This window comes from Paenibacillus sp. cl123 (genome assembly GCF_900101595.1).
Taxonomy (GTDB): domain Bacteria; phylum Bacillota; class Bacilli; order Paenibacillales; family NBRC-103111; genus Paenibacillus_G.
The window spans coordinates 1-17,865 of the sequence record NZ_FMYY01000019.1; the positions used below are offsets into that span (position 1 = coordinate 1).

At 59.4% G+C, this 17,865-nt stretch carries 18 protein-coding genes and 1 pseudogene; 3 read left to right on the forward strand and 16 right to left on the reverse strand.

From position 1 onward, the window contains the following. Nucleotides 1-262, forward strand: a pseudogene (locus tag BLR08_RS31485) (integrase); the annotation flags it as partial. Between the two features lie 76 nt (nucleotides 263-338). Here the strand turns inward: BLR08_RS31485 and BLR08_RS22975 are convergent. Then, the gene (locus tag BLR08_RS22975; RefSeq protein ID WP_072335670.1) at nucleotides 339-518 is read right to left on the reverse strand and encodes a hypothetical protein; all 180 of its coding nucleotides are present in this window, start codon (nucleotides 516-518) and stop codon (nucleotides 339-341) included. 269 nt (nucleotides 519-787) lie between these two features. Here BLR08_RS22975 and BLR08_RS22980 point away from each other — a divergent pair, with 269 nt between their 5' ends. Then, nucleotides 788-1,198, forward strand: a complete 411-nt coding sequence (locus BLR08_RS22980; RefSeq protein WP_072335892.1) for a VOC family protein — start codon at nucleotides 788-790, stop codon at nucleotides 1,196-1,198. A gap of 274 nt (nucleotides 1,199-1,472) precedes the next feature. On the opposite strand, the gene BLR08_RS22985 is transcribed toward BLR08_RS22980, so the two are convergent. The 12 genes from BLR08_RS22985 to BLR08_RS23040 all read right to left on the reverse strand — a co-directional run bounded on the left by BLR08_RS22985 (nucleotide 1,473) and on the right by BLR08_RS23040 (nucleotide 14,889). Next, nucleotides 1,473-2,348 (reverse strand): fumarylacetoacetate hydrolase family protein, encoded by an 876-nt coding sequence (locus BLR08_RS22985; protein WP_072335673.1) that lies wholly within the window; start codon nucleotides 2,346-2,348, stop codon nucleotides 1,473-1,475. Between the two features lie 42 nt (nucleotides 2,349-2,390). Further along, complete coding sequence (locus tag BLR08_RS22990) at nucleotides 2,391-3,389, reverse strand: Gfo/Idh/MocA family protein (protein ID WP_072335676.1); 999 nt, start codon at nucleotides 3,387-3,389, stop codon at nucleotides 2,391-2,393. 6 nt (nucleotides 3,390-3,395) lie between these two features. Then, nucleotides 3,396-4,427 (reverse strand): zinc-dependent alcohol dehydrogenase, encoded by a 1,032-nt coding sequence (locus tag BLR08_RS22995; RefSeq protein WP_072335679.1) that lies wholly within the window; start codon nucleotides 4,425-4,427, stop codon nucleotides 3,396-3,398. Nucleotides 4,428-4,469: 42 nt separating this feature from the next. Beyond that, entirely contained in the window at nucleotides 4,470-5,591 is a 1,122-nt protein-coding gene (locus tag BLR08_RS23000; protein ID WP_072335682.1) for an aminotransferase class V-fold PLP-dependent enzyme, read from the reverse strand. A 178-nt stretch (nucleotides 5,592-5,769) separates the two neighbouring features. Then, a complete protein-coding gene (locus BLR08_RS23005; RefSeq protein WP_072335685.1) occupies nucleotides 5,770-6,507 on the reverse strand; it encodes an MBL fold metallo-hydrolase in 738 nt (245 codons plus the stop codon). A 21-nt stretch (nucleotides 6,508-6,528) separates the two neighbouring features. Further along, a complete protein-coding gene (locus BLR08_RS23010; RefSeq protein ID WP_072335689.1) occupies nucleotides 6,529-6,918 on the reverse strand; it encodes a RidA family protein in 390 nt (129 codons plus the stop codon). A gap of 269 nt (nucleotides 6,919-7,187) precedes the next feature. Beyond that, the gene (locus BLR08_RS23015) at nucleotides 7,188-8,336 is read right to left on the reverse strand and encodes a M20 family metallopeptidase (RefSeq protein WP_072335692.1); all 1,149 of its coding nucleotides are present in this window, start codon (nucleotides 8,334-8,336) and stop codon (nucleotides 7,188-7,190) included. After that, nucleotides 8,333-10,558, reverse strand: coding sequence for a glycoside hydrolase family 20 zincin-like fold domain-containing protein (locus BLR08_RS23020; protein ID WP_072335695.1), 2,226 nt, complete (start codon nucleotides 10,556-10,558; stop codon nucleotides 8,333-8,335). Before BLR08_RS23020 ends, BLR08_RS23015 begins: the two co-directional genes overlap by 4 nt. A gap of 34 nt (nucleotides 10,559-10,592) precedes the next feature. Next, nucleotides 10,593-11,582, reverse strand: a complete 990-nt coding sequence (locus BLR08_RS23025; protein ID WP_143014440.1) for a substrate-binding domain-containing protein — start codon at nucleotides 11,580-11,582, stop codon at nucleotides 10,593-10,595. An 86-nt stretch (nucleotides 11,583-11,668) separates the two neighbouring features. Next, nucleotides 11,669-12,652: an ABC transporter permease gene (locus BLR08_RS23030; RefSeq protein ID WP_305367651.1), complete on the reverse strand. Its 984-nt coding sequence runs from the start codon at nucleotides 12,650-12,652 to the stop codon at nucleotides 11,669-11,671. After that, nucleotides 12,645-14,144, reverse strand: coding sequence for a sugar ABC transporter ATP-binding protein (locus BLR08_RS23035; RefSeq protein WP_072335701.1), 1,500 nt, complete (start codon nucleotides 14,142-14,144; stop codon nucleotides 12,645-12,647). The genes BLR08_RS23030 and BLR08_RS23035 overlap by 8 nt, the downstream gene beginning before the upstream one ends. Nucleotides 14,145-14,187: 43 nt before the next feature. Beyond that, a complete protein-coding gene (locus tag BLR08_RS23040) occupies nucleotides 14,188-14,889 on the reverse strand; it encodes a GntR family transcriptional regulator (protein ID WP_072335703.1) in 702 nt (233 codons plus the stop codon). A gap of 530 nt (nucleotides 14,890-15,419) precedes the next feature. Between BLR08_RS23040 and BLR08_RS23045 the strand changes: the two genes are divergently transcribed. Beyond that, nucleotides 15,420-15,917: a DinB family protein gene (locus tag BLR08_RS23045; protein WP_072335706.1), complete on the forward strand. Its 498-nt coding sequence runs from the start codon at nucleotides 15,420-15,422 to the stop codon at nucleotides 15,915-15,917. 64 nt (nucleotides 15,918-15,981) lie between these two features. On the opposite strand, the gene BLR08_RS23050 is transcribed toward BLR08_RS23045, so the two are convergent. The 3 genes from BLR08_RS23050 to BLR08_RS23060 form a co-directional block, all read right to left on the reverse strand. Continuing rightward, nucleotides 15,982-16,332: a VOC family protein gene (locus tag BLR08_RS23050; protein ID WP_072335709.1), complete on the reverse strand. Its 351-nt coding sequence runs from the start codon at nucleotides 16,330-16,332 to the stop codon at nucleotides 15,982-15,984. Between the two features lie 46 nt (nucleotides 16,333-16,378). Then, nucleotides 16,379-17,293, reverse strand: coding sequence for an NAD(P)/FAD-dependent oxidoreductase (locus BLR08_RS23055; protein WP_072335899.1), 915 nt, complete (start codon nucleotides 17,291-17,293; stop codon nucleotides 16,379-16,381). A gap of 62 nt (nucleotides 17,294-17,355) precedes the next feature. Next, nucleotides 17,356-17,847 carry an RrF2 family transcriptional regulator gene (locus BLR08_RS23060; protein WP_072335712.1) on the reverse strand — a complete coding sequence of 164 codons (492 nt, stop codon included), beginning with the start codon at nucleotides 17,845-17,847 and terminating at the stop codon, nucleotides 17,356-17,358. Nucleotides 17,848-17,865: the final 18 nt, after the last annotated feature.

The following is a 17,865-nucleotide window of genomic DNA, read 5'->3' on the forward strand; positions in this document are numbered from 1 at the left end:
CGTCGAAGTCCGTGTGACGCTAGACGAAGAAGTCATTTTGTGGTTTCAGGGCAAGGCAGTTGCGCTTAAGCCAACGGAACGGCCGAAACGGATTTCTGCGCCAAAAGAAAAAGCGGGCTCTGCGCAGCCACGCAAACCCGCCAGCAGTCATCCGTGGAGAACCGCGGAGACTCAAAACCAATCCAAGCGTACCACATCCAAGAGCTCATTCCAAGATGCCATCTATTCACAGCACAACCGCTATTCGGAGGCCTCCTGGTAGGCGGCTTCCATTTATTCTAAAAGTGACATTTTCTCGGAAAAGTTAAGGTGACATTTTCTCAGACGATTGACAGTTTTTATTCTTCCGCTACTTCCCAGTCGATACGGATCAGTTTATCCGCCCACGCGCGAATCTTGATTTCGATCGCCTGCTCGATCTCCTCGTCGGTCAGTTCTCCCAGCTTGCTCTCCGCGATCGTCAGCTCCTCTTCCCTGACAGCTTGATCCCCGACGGACAGTTGAACTTTAATGCGCATCCGAACCCATCCTCTCCTCATGGCATATACCGGCTATGCCGAACCGTTATGATTGGAATGGCCTTATTGTAGCACAGATTGGGGCAGGACATTCGCTGAACTTGTCATATACCCTCTTGCTCCGCGCCTGCCTTCGGCGGCGGACCGCCGCTCCCCGTCCTTCCGGCATGCTGCCCGGCCGTTCAGCAATCCAAAAGAAACCCGGGTAGCGCGTATATGCTACGCTAAAGCTACAAGCAGCAACTACATAGAGAAGGGAATGGATGGTTATGGCGAAGCTTACCACCTATATCAAGTCGGAGGATGCAAGAACGCAAGCCGAATTCTATACGCAGGCGCTCGGAGGGGAAATTCTCTCCATCGTCACGCACGGACAGATGCAGGGCGCGCAGGAGGGCTGGGAGGATAAAGTGGTGCACTTGAGCCTTTTGGCGGGAGGGATTACATTTCTGATGTCCGACTCTATGTTCGAACCGCTTGTCCGCGGCAACACGGTCACGATAAATCTGGAATTCGGGACGAATCAGGAGGCGCAAGAAGCGTTCGAACGGCTCTCGGAGGGCGGCAGGATCAGACATCCGCTTACTCCTGCTTTCTGGGGAGCCCTATTCGGGGAGCTCGAAGACAAGTTCGGCACTTTGTGGATGATTACAACCGAGGCTCAGGCGGCCGGAGCTTAAGCAGGAGCAGCGGTGATGTACGTGCCCAAAAACGGCGGAAGCCCGCTCATGGCCTCACGGCGATGAGCAGGCAGCGTTGAGCAAGTCGAGCAAGTCTGCAACATAAGCATAGTCCTGCCCCTGTCTACTTGACAGAGCGGAGCCATTTGCTTCCCTTTATTCTTCAGCCCGCTTCAGCCGGACTGCTTGTCTTCTTCCACATACCGGTTGGCCAGCGTGCCAATCCCTTGGACAAATGCGGCCGTCTCATCGCCATGCTATTCTTCAGCCCGCTTCAGCCGGACTGCTTGTCTTCTTCCACATACCGGTTGGCCAGCGTGCCAATCCCTTGGACAAATGCGGCCGTCTCATCGCCATGCTTCAGCCAGACGGGAGGCTTGCGTCCCATGCCGACGCCCGGCGGCGTGCCGGTGCTGATGATGTCCCCCGGCGACAAGGTGATCGTTCTCGACAAGAAGGACACCAGATAAGGGATATCGAAGATCAGTTCCTTCGTGTTAGAGTCCTGCATGGTCTGGCCGTTGAGCATCAGCGAAAGCTGCAGCCGATGCGGGTCCGGGATTATGTCGCAGGTCGCGACGCACGGCCCCATCGGCGCGAAGGTATCGATCGCTTTGCCTCGCGTCCACTGCCCTTCGTTCAACTGAATGTCCCGCGCGCTGACATCATTGATGATCGTATAACCGAACACATAGTCCATCGCGTCTTCGATCGGGACATTCCTGGCCGTCCGCCCGATAACGACGGCCAGTTCCACTTCATAATCGCACTGGCGTACTTCAGCGGGGATGATCACATCCTCGTCCGGCCCTACGATAGAATTTGCGTATTTGGCGAATAGCACCGGCACCTGCGGCACCGCCATCTTGGATTCCTCCGCATGGTCCCGGTAATTCAAGCCGACGAAGATCAGCTTATCCGGATTATGCAGCGGGGCCTTCAGCCGGACCTCCTCCAGCGGCAGCGCCTCCCCTGCCCATGGCATGATTTCTTCCGGCCTGGCCAGGCCGGGCGTCTGCGCACACCGGGCGATCCAGGACTTCAGATCAAGCCCTTCCTGCAGCGGACGCACCATCCCATCTTCGGTCCATATCCCAAGCCGCAAGCGGTTTTCCCGATCCGAACGATTGACGAACTGTACCCATCTCATATATGGCTTCCTGCCTCCCCGTTAGTTGGTCTCTGCTCCCTATCAGGCAAGTCCGACAACTTCGCCGCGGGCCGCAGACTGTACGATCGCCTGGGCGACTTCGATACCATGCAGCGCATCCTCGAACGACACCTCATCCGGCCATTGGTCGCGCAAAGCGCACTGGCTCAAATAGCTCAGCTGCTCCTTCAGCGCTCCGATTACCCGGCCGCCCTGACGATGGTGAACGGACAGATCGGTCGTCGTCCTGCCGGCCGCCCCGAGCAGCTGAACGCCCGCCGCATGGGTATCGAACTGCACGATTCCTTTGGCGCCGACTACCTCCGTATAGTCGTGAATCGCGAGCCCGGCGGCATCGGGAGTCAGCCAGTTGCTGTGCAGCATGGCGACAACCCCGTTGTCGAACAGCAGCTGCGCCCAAAGCAGCTCCGGCGCCTCGGCCCCGGACAGGAAGCGCCCGGAAGCGTACACCTGCTTCACCCGGCTGCCTGCATACCAGATTGCCTGGTCGATATCATGGACCGTCAGCTCATACACCGTATGCGTCCGCTTATAAGTCGCATACAGCGAGCTTTGCCGGGAACGCTTCAGATACAGCGAGGCGATCTCACCGAGCTGGCCGCCTTCGATCAGACGGCGAACCTCTGCGTACTTCGGCTCGAATCGAAGCAGATGGCCCGGCGCGATCCAGCGGCCGGCTTCAGCGGCGGCGGACAGCATGCGCTTCGCCTCCTCCACGTCGGTCGTAACCGGCTTCTCGACCAGCACATGCTTGCCTGCCTGCAGAGCGAGCAGCGTCGGCTGCAGATGATTGCGCTCGAACGTCACGATGCTGACCAGTCGAATTCCTTTCTGGGCCAGCAGCTCCTCGGGACGCTCTACGACGAGCGGAACCCCGTACTGCTCCGAAGCGATCCGCCTTCTGACAGGATCGGCATCGCATACGGCGGCGACTTCCACGAAGGGAAGGGCCCGATAAGCTTCCAAGTGACATTCTCCCCAGCTTCCAAAGCCGATGATTCCTACTTGCAGCCGCTCCATCCCTTCTCAGCCCCCGTTCACGGACAGAAAAATTTTGCCCTGCTTGACTTTGCCTCGGACGAGATCCCGGAAGGCTTCTCCTCCTTCGGAGAGCGGGCGCACCTCGGTCCAGCCCTGCTCGGTGATCCGTCCGGCGGCGAGCAGTCCGACCGCATCATGAAAATCCTGCGCCGTGTAGCAGAAGGAGCCGAGTACCTCGATCTCGCTGCGGATCAGATGATTGACCCGGATCGTCGTGTCGTCGATGCCAAGTCCGATATTCATCACCGTCCCTCCAGGATTGACGATAGACAGCGCCGATGCCCGCGTAGGCTGGAAGCCTGCGGCATCCAGCACGACGTCGACTCCTTTGTCTCCCAGGCGCTCAGCCAAAAAGGAAGACACGTCAGTCGCCGCCGGATTCACCACCTCATCCGCCCCATGACGCCGGGCGATCTGCAGCCGCTCTTCCTGCGTATCCGCTATCGTGACGCGCTCCGCCCCGAGCAGCTTCGCCACCTGGGCGCACAGCAGGCCAATGCCTCCTGCGCCGAAGACGAGCACGTTCGGGCTGAAATGCCTGGCCATCGCGCGGCGAGTGGCCCGCAGGGAGCAGGCCAGCGGCTCCGCGAGCGCGGCCCGGTAAGCATCCAGCGGCTCCGGTACAGGCACGACCCCGGAAGCCGGTACGGCAACCCGCTCGCCGAACGCGCCGGGCCGGTGAATGCCGACGATCCGGCGCGAGGCGCACAGCTGGGTATGCCCTTTGCGGCAGGAGATGCAAGTGCCGCAGGAGGTCAGCGGATTGACCACCACCTTCTGTCCTTCCGCCAGATGCTCCGGGGCGCCCGGCCCCAGCTTCACAATGCGGCCGCAAAACTCGTGGCCCATCACCAGCGGCGGCACGCGCAGGCTGTTATGCCCCAGATATCCTTCGATCTCGGAGCCGCATATGCCGACGGCCTCCACTTGAATCAGCACTTCCCCGGCGGAAGGCGCCGCCTCCGGCGTCTCCCGGTATTCCATCGTCTCAGGCGCGGTCCATACCAAAGCTTTCATTGTCGTCCTCCCTCTCTCCTCTTATCCTGCCCCGAGTCTTATTTACAGGCAATCCGGGAGATGCTGCATCAGCTGCCCGATATCGCCCGAATCGTTGAAAGCATGCACGGAAATCCGCACTCTGCCGTCCCCGCCCATGACATAAATGCTCCGCTCCTGCAGCCTTGCCGCTACGGCTTCGGCATCGTCATGTCTGAAGCTGATGTTGCCGGCTCGCCTGCCGGCTTCCGAAGGCGTAGTGACCTCAAGTCCAAGCCCGGACAAGAAAGGAATCAGGACATCGCCAAGCGCAGCCACATGCCGTTCGATGCTGTCGATGCCCACCTCCAGCAGCAGCCGGGTCGAGCTTTCCAGCGCATACACCGTCGAATATGCCGGGTAGCCCAGCTCGAAGCGGCGGGCATCGGGCTGAAATTCGAAGGCTTGGAATTTGGCTTCTCCCGAAGCGGCTGCCTTAACGCTTCTCCAGCCCACGTACCGGGGCGCAAGATGAGCCGTGCGCTGCGGATTGACGGCGAGCACCGCCCCGCCGTGGATGGAAAGCAGCCATTTGTAGGAGCTGCTGACAACCAGATCGGCCATCATCATGTCCACCGGCACCACGCCCAGCGATTGTGTCGCATCAAGCAGCAGCAGCGCATCCGTCTGCCGGACATGCTCATACAGCCGGCGGTAATCGAAGCGGATGCCTGTCAGATAGCTGACATGACTCGTGACGACCAGCCTCGTCCGGCTGTCGATGCGGCCGAGCAGATCCGCTTCATCGATCTGCCAGTCCCGATGCGGGACGACCCGCACCTCGACGCCTTGCGACTGCAGTGCCAGCCACGGAAGCACGCCCGACGGAAATTCCAGCACATGCAGGACAACATTGTCCCCAGGGCGGAAAGGCAGCGCTTGCGCGATCATCGAGATCGCCTCCGATGCATTGGACATCAGAGCAATATGCTCCGGCTGCCCTCCGAGCAGAAGAGCGAGATTCCGCTTGCAGCGCTCCTCGGTCGCCGCATTGCGCTCCCGTCCGACAGGTCCCAGACTGCGCGCGTGCAAATAGTCGGTTACGGCCTGAAGCACCCCCCGGTGAGTCGGCGTCTCCGCGCCGCTATAGAACCAGGAGCAGCGCTCCAAGCCGATAAAATCCTTTTTGTCGATTAATGCGTTCATCCGGCTGTCCCTCCATTACTGCATGTATTTCCGGTCACGAAGGCCGGACTCCGACTGACCGGAGTTTATGCTTATGCTTTGTGCGGCTTGCCTCTCCCATACCCGCCGCCGATGACAGCCCGCCCGATCCGCCCTCCGAGAGCAAGGACAGCCCGATCCTTGCCACGGGCTCCCGCTCTCACAAGTTCGGCGGAACCTCCAGCCGCTCGAAGCAGGCATGCGCCCGTTCGATATGCGCATGAGCTCTGGCGAGCAGGAACGGGCCATGTCCGGGAAACAGGCGGTCGGCGCCAAGCGCATGAAGCTTGGCCAGCGTGGCCGCATATTCGTCGATCCGGCAGTCCCATATATACTGGATGACAACCTTCCCGCCGGCAAATACGGTATCTCCCGCAAACAAACTGCGCTGTCCGCCTTCTTCCCACAGCAGGCAAATATGTCCGCGGGCATGTCCCGGGCTGTCGATGACGCGAAGCGTCAGATCGCCGATCGCGATCTCATCCCCTTCCCGTACCGTGCGTGCGACAGGGCAAGGCGGGAAGACGAACCCGGGCGGATAGACGCCTCCCCGCTGGGCGTGACGCAAGCTTGTTTTGTCCATGTCCCCGCCCTCCAGCCACGGCGCGGCTTCGGCGGCAGCGATGACCTTCATGCCATACGTCTTCTGAAAGTAGGCCGCCCCCGCCGCATGATCGGCATGCGCATGCGTCAGCACAAGCGTCCTGACCCGCTCCATGCGGAAGCCGCTTGCTTCGATGTGAGCTTCGATACGCTCAGGCTCCAGCCCTCCGCCGGCGTCGATCAACGCGCATTCTTCCCCTCCGTCGAGCAGATACACATTGCAATCGGTCGGCTCGCTCAGCTCCATGCCAAACTTGCCGCTGCCGACCAGGTATACCCGTTCCGCGATTCTCATCGCCGCTCTCCCCTCTCCCCGTCATTCCGGGATATACGCCGTGCATTCGATCTCCACCCGCATGCCAGGAGGAAACTTGCCGATCTCCACCGTGCTGCGCGCCGGAGGGTCGATCGGGAAAAATTCCGCATAAGCCTTGTTGTACTCGCCGAATGCATCAAGATCGTCCAGGAAAGCCGTCACCTTAAGCACATGCTTAAGAGAGCTTCCGGCCTCCTGCAGGACTGCCGACATATAGGTAAGCACCAGCTTGGTCTGCTCCTCCATCCGGCCCGGGTACATCACCTTATTCGACCCGAGCTCGAATGGGCACGTTCCGGCCACATACACCATATTGCCGAACTTGACCGCTTGCGAATAGCTGCCCGCAGGCTGAGGAGCCTTGTCGGTGCGAATGATTTCCATGTTCATAACTCGCCTTCCTTCCGGTATAGGTTCAATGCGGCCGGCCGGAAGCCGGACCGCTACCTGAAACTACTTGTTTGATGCTCGCCCGGTGCCTTTGTCTGCCCTAGGCGATTCTCTGGTCTCCCGATTGTTCTCAGCGCCGGCCGTGTCCTGCCGTTTTCCGTCATGTTCTTCCACCGCTCACTGATTTCCGCTCCGGCTGCCTGCCGCATGCTGCTCGCATGGGGTCCTTCCCGAGATGGAACCGTGGCGGCAGCCTATGCCTAAGCCTCCTAAGATCGCCTGTAGCTCCGTGCCAGCTGCTCATAGAACCGGGCCGCCTGCTCCACATCGCGGACGCCGACCCATTCCTCGCGGGAATGGGCCTGCGCGATCGAGCCCGGACCGTAGACGATGCTCGGGATTCCCCGGATGCCTTGCAGCTTGCTCGCATTGCTGCCATAGGTTTCCCCGTATAGTCCGTCCGCCAGACCAAGCGAGGCTGCGGCCTTCTGCGCGCTGAGGACCAACGGATCGCCCTGCGGGGTATTCAGCGCCCAGTCGAGCAGCAGCGGTTCGATCGTACAGTCGATCCCCTCCTCCGCGCACCATCGCAGCAGCTCCTCGCGAATCTCGGAGAGCACTTGCTCGGGCTGCTCGCCGGGAATGATCCGCCGGTCCACTTCGATAACGCAGCTCTCCGGCACGATGTTGATCTGCTTGCCTCCCCGGATCGTCCCGATGGATATCGTCGCCGGTCCGCATAGCGGATCAAGCAGACGCGTAAGCGTCGGGGCAAGCCGATCGTTCACATATCCGATGACCTTGGCCATGCCCACAATTGCATTAACTCCCTCGTGAGGGACGGAGCTGTGCGCCGCCCTGCCCCCCGTCCGTACGGCGAAGCGGGCGCAGCCCTTGTGCGAGACGACGATTTTCAGCTCCGTCGGCTCGCCTACGACCGCAGCCGTTACCGGCAGCTCGAGCTCCAAAAACTTCAGCAGGCCGGTAAACGCATGCTCCTCATCGACCGAGGCGCAGAGCACCAAGTCGGACTGCAGCCCTTCGGGGCGACGGGCACATTGCTCGAACGCGTACATCATGGCCGCCAGCGAGCCCTTCGTGTCGCAGGCCCCCCTGCCGTACAGCCGCCCGTCGCGGATTACCGGCACCAGCGGCTGCTCCATGCTGCCGAGGGATACCGTGTCCATATGAGCCTCGAACAGCAGCAGCGAATCGGGATGCCCCGTCTTCAGCTCCACGATCACATTGTCCCGGCCCTCGGCCACCTGCTGCCGCCGGACAGAGAGTCCCAGCCGCGCAAAGTAAGCCTCGACATACCGCGACAGCTCCTGCTCGCCCCTTGCGCCTTCTCCATAATGGGGATTTACGCTTTGAATCCGGACAAGCTCCTCCAGGATGCCGACAGCCGGATGCTTCATCGCGCCGCCTCCTTCTGCGGCCGGACAGCGGCAAGCGGCTTGGCTGCGGCTATGCGCGGTCCCCACTCCAGCAGCCATTCCCATGGCAGGCTTTCGCCGCCGACGATGTAGGGCACATGGTCGTCAGGGGCGAACTCGGGGTCCCGGAGCACCTCATGGAACGTCTTTTTATATTCATTGATAACCATCGGAATGTAATATTCGCCGATCGGCACCCCGGTCCAGCTATGTTCTCTCGTATCGAAGTAATGCTCCTTGATCAGCCGGTAATTCTCCTCCGCATGCCGCAGCGCTTGCCGGGCATAGCTGTACAGCCTGCCGGTATCGGGCTGATCCGCATCCCGCTCCTGCAGGAAGCGGTTAAAGCCGATGCCGGCGGCGATCACTTCCTTCATCCGCAAGGTCATCACCTGCGTCGCTTCGGCGTTCTCCCGCTGGACCTGCGTCAGCTCTCCGGAGCCGAGGATTGCGTCCAGCTCCTTGAGAGCCTCGGCGGCCGCAATGGCGCTCGACTCGAGGTAAGCGAGCCCCTCCTCGCCTACATATTTGTTCGGCATGAACGGAAAGGATGGCAGGGAAGGACATATCTGCGTCTCATGAATGCAGGGCAGGATGCGGATCAGCCGCTCGTAACGCTCGCCGTTCGTCCGGCCGTGCAGATGAATGGCCGCATGCGCAAGAAATTCGTTGCGCTCCAGCCGCCAGCAGTCCCAGCCATATTGGGCCGTCGCCATAAAAAACAGCTCATGACCGTACCATTCGAAGCCGTAGCCGTTAATGGCGGCGCAACCGGTATTGACGGCGCCCTGAAATTGGGCGATGTCGTTCCACAGATGCTGAAACGCATAGCTCTGCAACGATTCCGGGAATGTGTCCGGGATGAGGTATGGAATCCGTCCCAAGCTTGCCGCAAACCCGCTGCCCTCGCAGTTGCGCGACCAGATTCTATCCGGTCCGAACACCCGCACCCACTTCAAAAACTCGCCGTCGTCATCCTCCAGGCCCGGCGCCCAGAACAGCTTCACCCGCTCCGGCAGCCGGTCCCGCCAGGCGGCAAGACAGGCTTCGTCCTTCACAATGGGCGGCTCCCGCAGCCAGCGGATGCCGACCAGCGTCTCCGGCTTCAGCACTTGGATATATGCCGCAAGCAGCTCGGCCGTTACGCTGTGCTTGGCGTCGTTGGGAGACAGGTGGCCGTATTTCCGCCGGCATTCCTCACATTGGCAGAACCACTGCACCTCCTCGCTTTCCTCGAAGACGAGACCGTTGAACCCCAGCTCCTCGATCCGCTTGACGCTGGCGATCAGGTAGCGGCGCACATCCTCCCGCGAGGTGCAGAGCGAGTCGTAATTGTTGACATGGCCGGCGGCGGCCAGCTCCGGCGAAAGCACGCTGCGCCTGTCCGGATGAGCGACGGGATAACCTCCGCTGTAGGAATTCATCCCGATGTAAGCATAGACGGCGATCCCCCGCTCGTTCGCATAACGGATCAGCTCCTCCAGAAACGGCTTGCGCAAGTTCGGATGCGTATACGAAACGCCGACCCAGTCGCCGATCTCCGCGGACCAGGTGTCTACCGGCAGGTCCCTCAGCACCGTCTCGGGATACTCGGAGAATTCGAATGGCCAAAAGCCGTACATGACGATATTGAGCGCATTGATCTTGCGTCTGAAGCACCAGTCCACGAACGACTTCCAGCGCTCCCCGTCCCACAACTGGGTGCCGAAGCCGGCCCGGGCAAAGCCCGCATACCAGGTCAGCGTCGGCGAAATAATCCGGCGGGCGATGTCCGGCCCGTCCGTGATCTCTACGGCCGGGATACCGGCATCCCCGGCTTCTTCGAGCAATTGCAGAAGCGTCGCGATGCCATGCAGCGCTCCCTCGCGCTCCAGCGCGCAGACGGTCGCCCCGTCCGGCGCGATCTCCAGCCGGTAAGCCTGAGCCGGGTGAGCCTGCCTGCCTAGCAGCTCCCTCGTCTCCGCAGACATCGTCTCCCTGCCCCGCAGGGTGATCATGCTCTCATGCGCACCCTCCTCTGCCGGCGCTGTCGCCAGCCCCATCTTCTCCAGCTCCAGGCGGATGAGGGGGGCTGCCCCTTCGAGAGATGCGTCCGCTTTGAGTCTGACGGACCGTTTGCCGAGCTTTAACGCACCATGCCGCTCTACGGCCGATTTGGGGGTAGGCAGCAATACGGGACGCCGCCGATCCTGACTTGCCTGCATCGATATCCGCTCCTTTGACTGAATATTGCGACTCTTATTTGTAGTAATTGCCTACGTTATCCTTATTGACCGGCACATAGTCGACCAGCTCTTTCTTCTGGAACTTCTCGCCCTTGATCAAGCCTACGGCGACCTCTACGGCCCGCTTGCCCTCGGCCGTCACGTTGTCGAGCACGGTAGCGGCCATCCGGCCTTCCTTCACTGCCTTGAGCGCATCGTTGATTCCGTCGATTCCGACGATGATGATATCCTTGCGGCCGGATGCCTCCACGGCTTGCAGAGCGCCCATCGCCATCTCATCGTTCTGGGCGGCGATCGCCTGGATCTGAGGGAAGCGCTGCAGCCAGTCCTCCGTGATCCTCATCGCTTCGTCCCGGTTCCAGTTGGCGGTCTGCTGGGTCACAAGCTTTACATCCGGATACTTGTCGAACAAAGCCTTCTTCAATCCCGCCCCCCGGGTAATTTCCGCCGAGTGGCCGATCTGTCCCTGGAGCAGAGCGACGTTGCCTTTGCCGTTCAGCTGCTTGGCCAAAATTTCGCCCATCATGATGCCCGACTGCTCGGGGTCGGTGCCTACGAATACGTCATAGTTTTCGTTTTTCGTAAAAGTAATCGCTTCGACAAGCGGGATGCCGGCTTGCTTCACCTTATCGACCGCCGGGCTTGAGCCGACCATATCGACTGCGTTCAAAATAATCGCATCGACCTTCTGCGAGATCAGATTATCGACCTGATTGAGCTGCTCCTCGATTTTATCCTGGCTGTCCATCACCAGCAGCTCGACGTTCAGCTCGCCCGCCTTCTGCTTCATGGACTCCACCAGCGACTTGATGAACTCATGAGAAAGCCCCTGCGCCGCAACGCCTATCCGGTACTTGCCGGCGTTCCCTCCTGCAGCGCCTCCCGAGCCGCCTGCAGCCTCCGGCCCAGACTGGCCTGCTCCTCCTCCGGTTCCACAACCCGCCAGCAGCACCATCGTCAACGCCAATGAACCCAACCATCTCCAGCTCTTTCTTGTTCCCATCTCTCTTTCTCCCTTCGTCCGCTTAGTATTGTATAGCATCAGAGCCGGCCGTGCCTGCGCAGGCTCGACTCTGGGCTTGCAGGAGATTACTTGCCCTTGGCCCGCTGATCGAGGATAACCGCCCCGGCGATAATGACGCCTTTGATGATCTGCTGCCAGTAGGAAGACACGTCAAGCAGGTTCAAGCCGTTGTTGATGACGCCGATAATAAGGACGCCTACGATCGTGCCCAGCATGGAGCCTCGGCCGCCGAACAGACTCGTGCCTCCGATGACGACGGCCGCGATCGCATCCAGCTCGTAGCCCATGCCGCTGTTGGGCTGCCCGGAGCTGATGCGCGAAGCCAGCATCGCGCCGGCCAGACCGGCCAGCAGACCGTTAATGATATACACCCAAATTTTGACCCGGCTGACCCGGATGCCGGATATATGAGCCGCATTCTCATTGCCTCCGACCGCATAGATATAACGGCCAAATTTCGTTTTGTACAGAACAATGCTCATCAGCACGGCAACCGCTACAAACAGAACAACCGGGAAGGGAACCGGTCCTATGTATCCCTGCCCCAGAAATTTAAAGGAAGGAGAGTCGATGACGATGGGGCGGCCGTTCGTATAGATCAGGGCGATCCCCCGGCCTATCGTCATCATGGCCAGCGTAGCGACGAAAGGCGCTACATTCAGCTTGGCGCTCATCGTACCGCTGACGCCGCCCAGCACCCCGCTGGCCAGCATGCCCGCGAGCAGAGCGACGACGGCAAGATCGGGATTGACATTGACGATGCTGGCTGCGATTACGGCCGATACGGCCATCATGGAGCCGATGGAGAGATCGATGCCTGCTGTCAGAATGATGAAGGTCATGCCGATCGCCAAAATGCCGTTAATCGATACCTGACGGAGCACATTCATAATATTCGTGACGGTGAGGAAGGCATCGGAGACTATACTGAGGGCAATGACGGCGAGCAGCAGGATGACAATCAGCCCGTACTTGCGCATCATCCCGGCGGATAAGCCTGCGCCGTCACGCGAGCCCGCCTTGCGGCCCAAAAGCAGCTCATTAAGCAATCCGCCCACCTCCGATCGCGCAGGTCAGAATCTGCTCCTGCGTCGCTTCATCCCGCTGGAACTCTCCCTTGATTCGTCCTTGCCACATGACCAGTATCCGATCGCTCATCCCGAGCACCTCGGGCAATTCGGATGAAACCATGATAATCGCCAACCCCTCTTTCGCCAGACTGGACATTAATTTGTAAATCTCCGCCTTCGCGCCTACGTCGATCCCCCTTGTCGGTTCATCGAGGATAAGCAGCTTCGGCTTCGTCATCAGCCATTTCGCGATTACGACCTTCTGCTGATTGCCTCCGCTGAGGTTCTGCACCGTCTGCTCCATATCTCTCATCTTGATCCGGATCTTGCCCGTCATCTCATCCACGCTGCCCGCCTCACCGCTCCCGGAGATGAAAGGACTGCCACCGGAGAACGGCATTCGGGCCAGGGTCATATTCTCGCGGATAGACCGGCATAGCACAAGCCCCTGCTCCTTGCGGTCCTCCGTCACCATCGCGATGCCGGATCGGATCGCATCGGCCGGATGCCGGATCTTAACCGGACGGCCCGCCAGCTTTACTTCGCCGGAATCCAGCCGGTCGATGCCGAATATGGCCCGCATCACCTCGCTGCGTCCTGCGCCCATCAGACCGGCGATACCGACGATCTCGCCGGCTCGCACCTGGAAGGAAACATCCTCGAATACGGAGGAGCGCGTCAACCGGTCCGCTTCGAACACGACTGCCCCCGGTGCAACCGCTTCCTTCGGAAAGATCGCATCCAGCGGACGACCGACCATCATTGAGATAAGACGGCCGGCATCCAGATCGGCGGTTGGCTCAGACCCGACGTATTGGCCGTCGCGCAGCACGGTTACCCGGTCGGTCATCGCGAAGATTTCCTCCATCCGGTGCGAGATGTAGATGATCGGCACCCCTCTCGACTTCAGACGTTCGATAGTCCGAAAAAGCGTTTTCACTTCATTATCCGACAATGCCGAGGTAGGCTCATCCATAATAATAAGCTTAGCCTCGTACGACACCGCCTTGATAATCTCCAGCATCTGCTTCTGCGCCACACTCAGGCTTCCGACGAGCTCCCCCGGCTCCGCCCGGAGGTCGAACTGCTCCAGCAGCTCCCGGGTCTGCCGATGCAGCCGCCTCCGGTCCAAAAATAGTCCTGCGCGCATCGGCTCCCGGCCCAGGAAGATATTTTCGGCTATCGTCATATCGGGAATCGGACTCAGCTCCTGATGGATCATCGCGATGCCCAGAGCCAGCGCCTGCTGAGGGGTATCGATCCGCACCCGCTCTCCCTGGAAGCGGATCTCCCCCTCGTCCGGCTTGACCAGGCCGGTCAATATTTTCATCAGCGTTGATTTGCCTGCTCCATTTTCGCCCATCAGCGCATGCACCTCGCCCCGCCGAACCCGAAGCGAGACCTCACTTAAAGCTTTCACTCCATGAAAGGTTTTACTAATTCCCGTCATCTCCAATACCGTGTCCGTCATTCGCACCACCCCTTAGTCCGAATTGTTCAACCTCGGCAGCCCCTTAGAACCAGAGCGCTTCCCCATCCTCCCAATGCTTATCCTCGTCCAGCTCGATGAACTCCCGATATGAGCGGTAAATATGCTTGCGCATCACCTTCTCCGCGTGATCGGGATTACGCTGCTTCAGCGCCTCGATCAGTTCCAGATGCTGCTCCACCTCCTTCTCCTTGGTCGACTCCGAGCCGAGTATCCGGTTGACCAGCGAGATCTGGAAGGAAATCGACTCATACGTATGGATCAAACGCGCATGGGCGGACAAGCGGATAATCGACTGATGGATGAACAAGGAGTCTTTCAATAGCGACGCGATCGAATCGTCCTTCAGCTTCTCTTTCATCTGCAGATAGAACCGCTCCAGCTCCTCTATCGCCTCCTGCGGAGCGATCTGGGTTGCGATTCGGATCGCCAACCCTTCGATAGCGGCTCTCAGTGAGTAAATTTCGTACACATCGCTGCGCTGCAGCTCGTTGACGACAGGGCCTTTGTTGGGCACGATCGTGACCACGCCCTCGCCCGACAGGATATGCATCGCTTCGCGCACGGGCGTCTGGCTGATGCCGAGCTCACGGGCGAATTTCGTCTCGACGATGCGATCCCCCGGATTCAGCTCTCCACTCAGAATCAACCCCTTGAAATATTCCACCAGATCGTGACTGATATTTTGTTTATCCATAAAGGATAGCTTGGTCGTTATGTCCTTCATTGTTCAAATCCCTCTTTTCTTCCGATTGCTTCTCATTTTATACAGTGATCGCTGGCAGGTCTCGGCGCTGTTCGCAGGAACCGGCCGCCTCTTGACCTTCGCGACTCTCCCGTTAAGTTCCAAGTCCAGGTCCAAGTCCAAGGACCTCCTGCAGCTTATACAAGGCCGGTTAGGTCTGCATTTAGGGCATGCATTGATGTCAACTTATATGACGTGTTGTCTTTATATAATATATATTATATATAATATATAATTTTGGCAAGAGGATTTTTATTGTTTTGGGGAGGTCCTTGTATCCGGCGTCTCGCGTTATGCCATAGGGGGTCGTAACCGGTAAGCAGCAGAAAAAACCAGCCCACCGCCAAAGCGGGACTGGTTCTGTTCGTCCTAACCTCGAAATCATCCGGCCGCGGCCTGGAGTGGCTTGCGGCTGATAAACTCAGGCAATAGGTGCAGGAAAGAAAACAAGTATACAACTGCCGAAATTCATGATAAGCTCTCTACTAAAAATTCTGAAGGAGTGGATGGAAATGGATCATTTTCTATTTAGACAACTGGACTTTGTGCGCAGTCAGACGTTGAAATGGATGGACGGCCTAACGGAGGAGGCCGCGGATAAAATTCCGGAGGGGTTCCGCAATAATATCCGCTGGCACTTCGGCCATGTTTATGTGGTGCTAGAAAGGTATTGCTTCCAATATTCGGGGCTGCCGCTGCATCTGCCCCCCGGGTTCAAGGAGCGGTTCGAGTTCGGAACCTCGCCTTTGACCTTGCCCGCTTCCATAACGGCTCCCGTTCCTACTCTGGAAGAACTGAGGGTTCTGCTGCAGGGACAGCCCGGGCGAATCCGCGAGGCTTTGTCGCACCGCATGCCGGAGAAAGCCGCCCAGCCTTATACGACCTCGGCCGGGATGCTGCTGGAGACGCCTGAACAATTTGTCAGCTTCAATTTATTCCATGAAGGCATGCATCTGAGCGTCATTAAGCTCTATACCTCGCTGCTGCGTGCTCCCGGCGCAGGACATTAGCTGCTGGCCGCGGCGTCCGTTACGGGCGTGCAGCGCCGGGAACGGACGTCAGTCCAAGCAGAAATTAGCGGTGGGCCAGTATATTGACCAGCTTGCCGAGCGGGTCGCGGACATAAAACCGCCGCACGCCCCATGGCTCGTCAACCGGCCCGTATTCGACGGGGAATCCGGCTGCCCGCATGCGTGCGTAGGCAGCCTCCACATCATCGACTTCGATCGACAGATCGGGCACCGGCGTGCCTGACCCTCCTTCCGAAGCGACGCTGAGCTGTACGCTCATCTTCGCCTCCGAGCCATACGTGGCAATCCAGCCGTGATCCATCAGCAGGTCGAGACCAAGCGCATCCCGATAAAATCTCTCGGCCTCCGCTATATTCGCCGAAGCGATATTGGCGACGATCCTTTTAACCTTCATATGAAATACTCCTCCCCGGCTTCCGCCCCTAGTCTGAGCTTCCGACCTACGCCCGGCTCGCCCACGCTTCTGCCAGCAGCTCGCTGTTGATGGCCGCCCCAGCCAGCGATCCCATCGAAGCGGCCGCGATAGCCTGATACATCTCCGTCGCCGCATCTCCGGCACTGTAGACGCCGGGCACATTCGTTTTGCCGAGAACGTCGGCAGCGACTGTTCCCGTCTCCGTCATCCGGCAGCCAAGCGCCTGCGGCAGCATGGACCCTGCGGCAAGATTCGGCGAGAAAAAGATGCCCCGGCATGAGAGATGCGTCCCGTCCTCCAGCACAACCCGCTCCACAATGCCTTCCTTCGATTCAATGCGCCGGATAGGCGCCCGATAGACCGGAACCTGATGCCGCTCCAAGTCTTCGCGCTGTTCATCCGTCAACTCGTCTGGGCCGTTCGTGCAAAGCTGATACCGGCTGCTCCAGCCGGCAATGGTTTGAGCCAGATGGAACGCCCGCGCGCCCTTGGCGATCAGCACGAGCGGCTGGTCCCGCAGCTCCCAGCCGTCGCAATAGGGGCAGACGAAGGCGCTGCTGCCATAGACGTCGGCCAAGCCTTCGATCTCGACAGGAAGGTCCTTTTTCCCTACAGCAAAAAGCAGCTTGCGACAAGTCACGATGTTCCCCTGGGCTGTCGTGATCTGAAATCGCCCGTCTGCCCCCTCTACCGAAACAGCCGCCTCGTCGATGAATTGAACAGAAGGATACGACCGGATCTGCTCTCTTGCAACACGCCGGAATTCATCCGGACGGATGCCGTCTCTGGTCAGAAATCCGTGAGTTTCGTGTGTAACTCTGTTGCGCGGCCGGCCTTCGTCTATGACGACGACGCTTTTCCGGGCCCGCCCCAGTACAAGAGCGGCGTTTAAGCCTGCCGGTCCGCCTCCGATAATGCCTACATCGATGAGCTGCTCCATTTGAATCCCCATTTCAATTACCTCCCGGATCTATAATATCCATAATTGGCGTGCAAAAAAGCTCAGTGCGGCTTTTCCGGCTTCGAGCCGCAGTCGAAGGAAGCCGCTTCCAGCACGGATTGTATCGTATGCCGCTGCAAATACTGAAGCATCTGCCTCTCGGCTCCGGCCATTACCTGCCTGACCAGACATTCCTTGCCGCCCAAGCCCTGCGAAGGAGCAAGCTCTGCCGTCTTCGCCTCATAGAATAACTGATGGCGCTGCTCGCTCATCTCGAAGCATTCGTACAGTGGCTGACGGCCTTCGACAACCTGGATGACCTCGAGAAATGTAATCTCATCGGCTGGCTTCGCCAGCTCGTAACCGCCGCTTGCGCCGGTCACCGCTCGCACGATGCCGTCCTGCCGCAGCTTGGACATGACCTTGGACAAGTAGCTCACGGATACTCCAAGGAGGCCCGAAAGCTCTTTGATCCCCACATAAGAACCGCGTTCCGCACGCGCCAAGTGAATCAAGGCATGCAGCGCATACCCGGTGCTTTTGGAAAACTGCATAATTTGCGCCTCTCTTTG

What these genes read in the sequence shown, in the direction of transcription:
- BLR08_RS22975 (WP_072335670.1), bottom strand. Translation starts at nt 518, where the DNA reads ATGCGCATTAAAGTTCAACTGTCCGTCGGGGATCAAGCTGTCAGGGAA.
- BLR08_RS22980 (WP_072335892.1), top strand. Translation starts at nt 788, where the DNA reads ATGGCGAAGCTTACCACCTATATCAAGTCGGAGGATGCAAGAACGCAA.
- BLR08_RS22985 (WP_072335673.1), bottom strand. Translation starts at nt 2,348, where the DNA reads ATGAGATGGGTACAGTTCGTCAATCGTTCGGATCGGGAAAACCGCTTG.
- BLR08_RS22990 (WP_072335676.1), bottom strand. Translation starts at nt 3,389, where the DNA reads ATGGAGCGGCTGCAAGTAGGAATCATCGGCTTTGGAAGCTGGGGAGAA.
- BLR08_RS22995 (WP_072335679.1), bottom strand. Translation starts at nt 4,427, where the DNA reads ATGAAAGCTTTGGTATGGACCGCGCCTGAGACGATGGAATACCGGGAG.
- BLR08_RS23000 (WP_072335682.1), bottom strand. Translation starts at nt 5,591, where the DNA reads ATGAACGCATTAATCGACAAAAAGGATTTTATCGGCTTGGAGCGCTGC.
- BLR08_RS23005 (WP_072335685.1), bottom strand. Translation starts at nt 6,507, where the DNA reads ATGAGAATCGCGGAACGGGTATACCTGGTCGGCAGCGGCAAGTTTGGC.
- BLR08_RS23010 (WP_072335689.1), bottom strand. Translation starts at nt 6,918, where the DNA reads ATGAACATGGAAATCATTCGCACCGACAAGGCTCCTCAGCCTGCGGGC.
- BLR08_RS23015 (WP_072335692.1), bottom strand. Translation starts at nt 8,336, where the DNA reads ATGAAGCATCCGGCTGTCGGCATCCTGGAGGAGCTTGTCCGGATTCAA.
- BLR08_RS23020 (WP_072335695.1), bottom strand. Translation starts at nt 10,558, where the DNA reads ATGCAGGCAAGTCAGGATCGGCGGCGTCCCGTATTGCTGCCTACCCCC.
- BLR08_RS23025 (WP_143014440.1), bottom strand. Translation starts at nt 11,582, where the DNA reads ATGGGAACAAGAAAGAGCTGGAGATGGTTGGGTTCATTGGCGTTGACG.
- BLR08_RS23035 (WP_072335701.1), bottom strand. Translation starts at nt 14,144, where the DNA reads ATGACGGACACGGTATTGGAGATGACGGGAATTAGTAAAACCTTTCAT.
- BLR08_RS23040 (WP_072335703.1), bottom strand. Translation starts at nt 14,889, where the DNA reads ATGAAGGACATAACGACCAAGCTATCCTTTATGGATAAACAAAATATC.
- BLR08_RS23045 (WP_072335706.1), top strand. Translation starts at nt 15,420, where the DNA reads ATGGATCATTTTCTATTTAGACAACTGGACTTTGTGCGCAGTCAGACG.
- BLR08_RS23050 (WP_072335709.1), bottom strand. Translation starts at nt 16,332, where the DNA reads ATGAAGGTTAAAAGGATCGTCGCCAATATCGCTTCGGCGAATATAGCG.
- BLR08_RS23055 (WP_072335899.1), bottom strand. Translation starts at nt 17,293, where the DNA reads ATGGAGCAGCTCATCGATGTAGGCATTATCGGAGGCGGACCGGCAGGC.
- BLR08_RS23060 (WP_072335712.1), bottom strand. Translation starts at nt 17,847, where the DNA reads ATGCAGTTTTCCAAAAGCACCGGGTATGCGCTGCATGCCTTGATTCAC.